The sequence below is a fragment of the Enterococcus pernyi genome, from assembly GCF_045371165.1.
Lineage (GTDB): Bacteria > Bacillota > Bacilli > Lactobacillales > Enterococcaceae > Enterococcus_B > Enterococcus_B pernyi.
On the sequence record NZ_JBIQDM010000009.1, the window covers coordinates 119,636 to 126,519 of the forward strand.

General features: G+C 30.8%; 6 protein-coding genes. 3 read left to right on the forward strand and 3 right to left on the reverse strand.

What is annotated here, in order from left to right; all coding sequences use genetic code 11:
• Positions 1–11 precede the first annotated feature (11 nt).
• Both ACH0AK_RS11245 and dsdA read left to right on the forward strand, forming a co-directional pair.
• Entirely contained in the window at positions 12–386 is a 375-nt protein-coding gene (locus ACH0AK_RS11245) for a hypothetical protein (RefSeq protein ID WP_074799477.1), read from the forward strand.
• Positions 387–433: 47 nt separating this feature from the next.
• A complete protein-coding gene (gene dsdA / locus ACH0AK_RS11250) occupies positions 434–1,726 on the forward strand; it encodes a D-serine ammonia-lyase (RefSeq protein WP_086335079.1) in 1,293 nt (430 codons plus the stop codon).
• 125 nt (positions 1,727–1,851) lie between these two features.
• Here dsdA and ACH0AK_RS11255 read toward each other — a convergent pair whose 3' ends face one another.
• Together ACH0AK_RS11255 and ACH0AK_RS11260 are read right to left on the reverse strand one after the other, a co-directional pair.
• Positions 1,852–2,184: a hypothetical protein gene (locus tag ACH0AK_RS11255; protein WP_284592137.1), complete on the reverse strand. Its 333-nt coding sequence runs from the start codon at positions 2,182–2,184 to the stop codon at positions 1,852–1,854.
• Between the two features lie 1,258 nt (positions 2,185–3,442).
• Positions 3,443–3,589, reverse strand: a complete 147-nt coding sequence (locus ACH0AK_RS11260) for a hypothetical protein (protein WP_023520189.1) — start codon at positions 3,587–3,589, stop codon at positions 3,443–3,445.
• Positions 3,590–4,432: 843 nt separating this feature from the next.
• On the opposite strand from ACH0AK_RS11260, the gene ACH0AK_RS11265 reads away from it, so the two are divergent.
• Positions 4,433–5,053 (forward strand): hypothetical protein, encoded by a 621-nt coding sequence (locus ACH0AK_RS11265; protein WP_010734598.1) that lies wholly within the window; start codon positions 4,433–4,435, stop codon positions 5,051–5,053.
• A gap of 467 nt (positions 5,054–5,520) precedes the next feature.
• Here ACH0AK_RS11265 and ACH0AK_RS11270 read toward each other — a convergent pair whose 3' ends face one another.
• Positions 5,521–6,561: an Abi family protein gene (locus ACH0AK_RS11270; RefSeq protein WP_010734597.1), complete on the reverse strand. Its 1,041-nt coding sequence runs from the start codon at positions 6,559–6,561 to the stop codon at positions 5,521–5,523.
• Positions 6,562–6,884 lie beyond the last annotated feature (323 nt).

The window sequence follows — 6,884 nt, forward strand, 5'->3', positions numbered from 1 at the left end:
GAGGTATTTATATGCCAATACTCAAATCTGCTAATCCTTTAAAAGCAATCTCTTTATTAGTAATCGGTGCTCTTGGCACAGCTATATCGGTATTGCACATCACTTGTATCTATATCTTTCATATGGGTGTTGCAGATCCGAACATCCCTCTGTTTGGATTTTTTGAAAAATTTGCTTCTGCTACTTCATCTATCCTTCACATTTCTTCCGACAATCTTTATTTATCATCTCTCTCGTTATTTATCATTTTTTCAATTATTGGATTATTTTTCAATATCTTCACTAATAATAATAAATTGATTTCCATTTGGATTTTAGGAATAAATTTACTTTTTTCTCTCCCTACACTCTTTTATTTCTTCGTTGCATGGGGGATGAATCAGTAATTCTTCCATTGTTAGCACAAATTAAGAAATAGAAAGAGGGTTCCAAAATGACTAATAAAACAGATCGTTTATTAATAGCATTGCAATCATATCAAGAAGTTTGCTGGATAAATCCAAATTTTGGAGAAAGAAAAACTTCATGTTTTACCATAAATGATGTGATAGACGCTTCTAAAAGGCTACAAAGGTTTGCTCCATACATTGCTAAAGTTTTTCCTGAGACTAAAGCTACTGGTGGTATCATCGAGTCAGAATTAGTTGAGATTCCTAACATGTTGGATAAAATAAAAGAAAAAGAACATTTCGAAACAAACAGTAAACTATATTTTAAATGTGACAATAATCTCCCTGTATCTGGTTCAATTAAAGCCAGAGGTGGAATCTATGAAGTTTTGACGTTTGCTGAAAAAGTTGCGCTGGATTCTGGAAAACTAACAATTGATAGTAATTATGCTATTCTAGCAAATGATGAATTCAAAAATATTTTTTCTAATTATTCAATCGCTGTGGGTTCTACAGGGAATTTAGGTCTTAGTGTCGGAATCATGGGAGCAAAGTTAGGGTTTCAGACGACTGTCCACATGTCTAATGAAGCAAAAAGCTGGAAAAAGCGTTTGTTGAGAGAAATAGGCGTTGTTGTCAAAGAGTACGAAGGTGATTTTAGCAAAGCTGTAGCTTTAGGGCGAGCAGAAACAGTAAACAAATTCCACAGTTATTTCATCGATGATGAAGCTTCAAAAGATTTATTTCTAGGATACTCTGTAGCTGCACTGAGACTACAAACTCAATTAAAAGAAAAAAATATTGAAGTATCTGAAGATCATCCTCTATATGTCCATCTTCCTTGTGGTGTAGGTGGTAGTCCAGGTGGAATTGCCTTTGGATTGTCCTGCATTTTTGGTGATGCTGTAAAAATATTTTTTGTAGAACCTACTCACGCTCCGTCAATGTTACTTGGCCTGTACACAGGATTACACGACAAAATTTCAGTGCAAGATATTGCAATCGATGGTAAGACAGCTGCTGATGGATTAGCCGTCGGGCGCCCCTCACATTTAGTCGGCAAGATCATAGAACCGATTTTATATGCTACTTCTACTGTTCAAGATGAAAGATTATATCAATATCTAACATTGCTTGCGGATAGTGAAAACATCTATGTGGAACCTTCATCCGCTGCTGGGATTGCATCATTTGTGAATATAAATCGAGCATTCGCATTGAAAAAAACTTGGATAAAGTCTGGCACACACATAATTTGGGGAACGGGTGGTAATATGGTTCCAGAAGAAGAAATGGCTCAATATTACAAAAAAGGATTGTCTTTACTTAATTTCTAATTATGTAACAATAACAGCAAGTTCAAGTCATTAATCTCGCTAAAAGAACATCGATAACAAAAATACTCAGTTATCGATGTTCTTTTTTTTGGCAATGCTGGGTTACTAGATCATCGCAGGCTAATCTAGCTTACATTTGCTAGATTATTATGATTTGATTCTTTGTTCGTAATATTTGATTTTTTTCTATTTTGAGAATTGCTTTCATTTTTTGGTTTTACTTTTTGGCTCTTCTTTTCTTTACTATCACTTGACTGTTTATTCTCCTGTTCATTTCTCTTGTTATTAGATTTTTCTTTTTTCTTAGTACCATTTGTGTCACTACTTTGTTTTTTTCTTGGGATCTGTTGTGATTGCTTTGGCGAATGGCTCTTTGGCTTTTCTGACACTTTAGGACCACACGCTGCAAAACTAACTGTCGCTAAAATTCCTAAACATGCTAATAAAAATTTCTTCATATTGACCACTCCTATTATTTTTTTTGGGTACACTTAGAGTGTATAAAAAAGAATAAATTAAACGATGCCTATTTGCTTAAACCATTAATAAGAAACGCTTACATTACTGTCACATTACTTTTTAAACATCCATAGATATGTTTAAATAATTAAGAATATTTCTATTTAGCACTTTGCAGAAGTAAACAAATTCATCTCTTTACAAAATATGAACTTTTTATGAAATTTTTTTGTTTTAAATAGTTTCGCTAAATTTAGTTTTTTTGTTATCCGAAATGATTCATTAGCTCTAAACTTTTATAAAGAAAATTAGGAGGTTATTGTATTGAACACTAATCGATTAAATACTTCGTCTACACCGATCATCTTATTTTTTATCAGCGGATTAGGTACACTGTTTTCTTTTTTCAATCTAGCTGATTTTCTAGTTTTTAATGTAGGAATATTGGAACCGTCAATGCCAATACATGTTTATAACTTTTATCATATCTTATCAGTATATGCTGCTAAACTTTTATTTTTTTCAGCCAATCAAATATATTTGGTTCTAATTGTTCTTACAATCACGCTTCCAGTTGTTATGCTCTTAATAAATATTAAACAAAATAACTTGAAATCAGATTCAATATTTTTACTCCTATTAAATCTAATTTTTTCACTTCCAATCATTTATCTACTATTTTTTCTTTAAATGAATGGTCAATTTCCGTTGACAACTATGAGTGAGAAAGCTAATCCAAAATATACGTATAGTCAAATTGACATTATATATTCTGTAAAACTAACTATATTATTATAGTAAAAAGACCCACTCCGCAGAGTAGGCAATTAAAAAAAACGTATGGTTAGAATTGTATAATTCCTTTGTTGTCTAAATTACGTATGTTATAATTAGTAAAGAGAGTATCGATATGCACGCTATAGACTTCCCCAAAAGTTCTAGCTATCGATACTCTCTTTTCATAATCACGCCTACAGCTAGTTTAAGGTTAACCTAATGATAATGCAAGCGTTTTGCTAGATTATGAAACATAAAAAAGACCCACTCCGAAAAGTGGGCAAATGATAATATCCTAATCAATGGTTTCAAGGACACTTTTAGATTACTATGATTTTATTTATTTTTCAAGTCATGTGTTTTTTTTGTCGCTTGTTCTCTTATAATGGTTAGGTGCCGATTGAAGATTTGAGCGAGTTACTACAATCGATTAAAAAACAAAAATTCCCTGTCTAACTAAGGACACGACTTCTAGTGTTTTTATTTTTTTGTTCTTTGCTTACTACGCTGATTACTTTTCTTCACTGCTTTTGCAGCAACAACGCTTGATAACAAACCGTCACCCATTACTTTATCTGTAGCTTTTTTTGCAACTTTATATTTCACTGCCGATTTTAGAATACTCAATAGCACGCACCTCCTCTTATACATTCAAATAATATGATAGATTTAAGAATTTTATATGAAATTTGAGATAATTTAACCATAAGTTGTAAAATATTGTTATATTATTATTTGAAGTGATTTTTATTCTATACTTTTTAAGTTTCACGATGTTTATAACCGGTTGGATAATTCATCAGAAAAAACTTGATGTTGATCAATCGAATTGGAGCATATTCATAATATGTTGTATCCTATTTTCGCTATTAGTACTAGGCGTTGCAATCATGGGTACTTGGATAATGCCTGCTCTTCCTTATATTTAACACTCTTCACACATTGACAATGACTATTCGGAAGTATTGTTTTTATTTATTGTTCAAGTCATGTGCTTTGGAATTTATAACAGATCTGCTCGTTCTATATAATGCGATAAATAAAGATTGAGGATCTGGACGAATTGCTACAATTGATAAAAAATCTCAGCCAAGAATGATTGACTGAGTTTTTTACTATGTACCCTGTAGGACTCGAACCTCCTATTGGACGCCTATTGCTCTATCTAACTGAACTCGAATGTAATTTGTTTACTAAAGTTATGACTCAAGTTTAAATAGTTTTTCTCCTACCATAGAATATTGATAAATTCTTATAACACTTAAAACATCCAAAATTATCTAACTTTTACTTTTTTCTAATTCATTAGCATCCATCATTATTCCTTATTTATTTTAAAAATATGGGGAGTTCATTTTTCATAATTATCAATTACCTTCCAAAAGCATGATCATTCTAAATATATTTTGATGTTCCAATTTTTCTGATATAATAACTTCTGTAATAAATAAAAAAGGAGTTCTAACGAAAATGAAAAAAGTTTATTTAGGTGTTTTTGTTGGTATCAATTTATTTTTTTTGTCGGCTTGTTCAAGTTCAAAAGATGAAAAAACAGTTACCCAAGGATCTGCTACCGTTCAAACGGTGTCAACTATTGAATCTTATAATGAGATTACAACAGAAAGAAGTACCGTTGAAAGTAATAACGCCGTAGTGGAGCGTGCTGAATATTCTGCAAATTTTTCAGAAGATTGGAAAGGCTTGACCACGAATATCAATAAAGTAGTAATTGTAGAATTATCCGATGATGAGATTGAAATTCAAGGGCTTAAAAATAAATATGCTATTCAAGTCTATTTCGAAATTACCAACAATTCAGATATGGATTTTGATACTTATCCTGACCAATCTACATTGGTTATAGAAGGTCAGCAAATAGAAGCTGAAATGTTTTTAAGTGATAGTATTGGCGGAGAAATATTAAGCGGTGTAACAAAAGAAGGAGTTGTGACATTTTCGGTGCCTAAAATAGAGAATGTTAGCAACGTGGCAAATATCAGATTGAAATGGTCTGCTAGCTACGACACCGACAACTATGACGATGATAATTACAAAGATTTTGATGCCACATTTGATTTAACTAACAATTAGATTACCGAAAAATCTAAAAATACAGTTTATATAATTGAATCAAATCAAAGAAACTGCTCCTACCTTATTTGGTAGAGAGCTTTTTTATTTGTTATTCGCTCAACTAAGATCGAACATTAGTTCACGTAATATTTTATGGTGATCTATATGATGTAAGGATTCATTAAAAAATATCAGTGAAAAAGGTGCAGTTTTTATAAGCAAGTTAAGAAGAACTTCAGTTATAATTAGATGTTTCAATCTTAGCTGTATTAGCTTATTCTAAAAGCATTCTGACTATATAAAGTATACTTTCGTTGATCCAGGAAAGTATAGAGATTAACAAAAAAACCTTTTTCCCATATAGGGAAAAAGGCTACTCGAAATATAAAAATATTAAGAGTATTACACTAGTAACTCCTGATCAGTAGCACTGGTCAGTAAGCCAACAGCATCACCTGTTGTTTCATCTTGTCTAAATCATACATTTATTTTTTCAAATAATCAAGTAATTTGATGAAAGTTTTTCTTTCTTTCTTTAACTGTTCATTTGAAGAGTAATACATTCTATTTTTTTCGCATCTTTCTAGCAAATTTTGCCCTTCATTAAATCGTCTTTCATTCAATTTGTTTGTACAAAAAATTTTATGCAGATAAAACAAAGAAACTAAATCATTTATCTTTCTAAATCTTACGTCATTACTTTCAATTCCCATTATAGTTCCATAAGTAATTATCCTTGGATTTGATGGAATTCGAGTTAATGGATCATAAATATTATAAATAAATGATCCACTATGAGCACAACAATTTCTAATATTTTTCGCATACAAAGCAATCCCAGATGTCGTATTTAAATCAGAAGTTACTTTAAATTTTCCTCCATAAAATTTTAAAAAAAGTATTAGCCCTCCCATGTCCATTATTTCTAGCAATACCCAAAAAGGAATGTTCTTACCTCGTTTCGAATACATATCTTTCCGATATGCTGTTCTTTCAAATCGTTCAATTGTATTTTTATAGAAACCACTATTTCTATTTTTGAATTGCTTAACAATAAGATAAGGATCCACATTAGGATTATTAGTAAGATCATTAATTATTTGGACTTTAATTGAATGTTCTACATCTAAAACCATTTGTAGCAAAAAATATCTAATTCCCATATCAATAGAAGATAAATCGACTAGATGAGAAAAATCTAAAAACATGTATTTGTTACTATAATTTTTTTTGAATAGTTTTCTAACTACAGAAATTTTATAATAATAATTTGTCTCAGATAATATTTTTTTTGCTTCAGATTCTTTTATGGCATTAAATGTAATACCCTTATATTTCATATAATCTATTTGTTCTTCAATAGTAAGCTTTTGTTTAGCTTGTACCTTTGGGATAATTTGACACCTGACTCTACTGTAAAAATATTGATTTGGGCGAATTTTTTTCTTTAATTCACTAGGAAATCTATTATTAATAATACTTTTTGGTCTCTTCACATATTCTTGTTTGGAACCGTATTTTCTCAAGTGTTAATTCCCACCTTTACTTCGTACATGTCAATAAAAAAATTATACCACTATTTTTATAGCTCTTACAATAACAAAAGAAACCAACTGTAATCAAAATGACTTTTATAACTAAAGATAATATATATAAAATTTTATGTACTGCCCCTCAATGTGAGGGGATATTTTTATCGCTTAGGAATCGTCAAAACATACTCAGGGAATCGAATGTCGACTGTTTGTCCATTGATTGTATTTCCATTTGGATCGTTTGTTCGTCGTAACATCGGAAAGACTCTTTTCCCTGCGAATTTGCGGATATCCATTGTGCCATCCAAACCAAA

What these genes read in the sequence shown, in the direction of transcription:
- ACH0AK_RS11245 (WP_074799477.1), top strand. Translation starts at nt 12, where the DNA reads ATGCCAATACTCAAATCTGCTAATCCTTTAAAAGCAATCTCTTTATTA.
- dsdA (WP_086335079.1), top strand. Translation starts at nt 434, where the DNA reads ATGACTAATAAAACAGATCGTTTATTAATAGCATTGCAATCATATCAA.
- ACH0AK_RS11255 (WP_284592137.1), bottom strand. Translation starts at nt 2,184, where the DNA reads ATGAAGAAATTTTTATTAGCATGTTTAGGAATTTTAGCGACAGTTAGT.
- ACH0AK_RS11265 (WP_010734598.1), top strand. Translation starts at nt 4,433, where the DNA reads ATGAAAAAAGTTTATTTAGGTGTTTTTGTTGGTATCAATTTATTTTTT.